Genomic DNA, 831 nt, shown 5'->3' with positions numbered 1-831 from the left:
TCATTCGTTTGTAACGTAATTCCGCTAAATACTTCATTAAATGGCAACACGATGCCCTGAGCATTTTTCAGTTGTAACGCTAGATACGCACCGTCTGAATAGTATTCGTAGCTACTTCCGCTTGTGTTTTCTAATTTGTCTTTACTACCAATCCCATTTTCAGAACTCCAATTGAAGCTTACCGCTCCGCTATTCAGGTCACTTGCTTCCTCAATCTTGGTTACTTTATTATCAGGTGCTACGTAAGCCGCTACTGTCACTTCAGTTGCCTCTCCAGCATTGTAACCTTCTTTTGCTGCATAGCGAACTTCATAGGTTCCTGCTGCCAAGTCTGTGATTTTGGTACCCACAACTTGCATCCAGTCATTCTGCGAATCTTTCAAGCGGTACTCCATATCTCCTGTTACACCTGTGATTGTCCCGTCTTCCCCTAGTTCAGTCACAGCTGTTGAATCCAGATCAACTGGCGCTGCTTGATCTTGGTCTTGGCTTGCCGCCTTCACTTCTACTGTATATTTCAGTGCTTCTCCCTGAGACTTAAATCCAGCGCCTTGTTGAGCAGCATAGATCGTAATCGTATAGATTCCCACCGCTGCATCATCTTTAGCTGCTACTGTCAGGTTAATTTTCCGAGTTGTATCTGCTTCAAATCCGACGGTATGAGCCACTCCATTAGACTGTCTCAAGCCATAGAACAAACTGTTTTCGCCTGTCGGTTGAGCCAGCACCGTTTTAAAGCTATCGAATCCTCCAATTCCAAAGTCTGCTTTTTCACGGTTGGTATCTGGAATCTTATCCACAGTGCCATTGTCATTCGTTTGTAACGTAATT

Annotated in this window: 1 protein-coding gene; it reads right to left on the bottom strand. The window is 44.2% G+C overall.

The window, feature by feature from the left end; translation table 11 throughout:
• Window positions 1–831, bottom strand: an 831-nt coding sequence (locus tag DC345_RS31935; protein WP_181586799.1) for a hypothetical protein, incomplete at both ends; no start/stop codon positions are given.

Source organism: Paenibacillus taichungensis (assembly GCF_003287275.1).
GTDB classification, from domain to species: domain Bacteria; phylum Bacillota; class Bacilli; order Paenibacillales; family Paenibacillaceae; genus Paenibacillus; species Paenibacillus taichungensis_A.
This window is presented reverse-complemented; position numbering and strand designations above follow the sequence as displayed.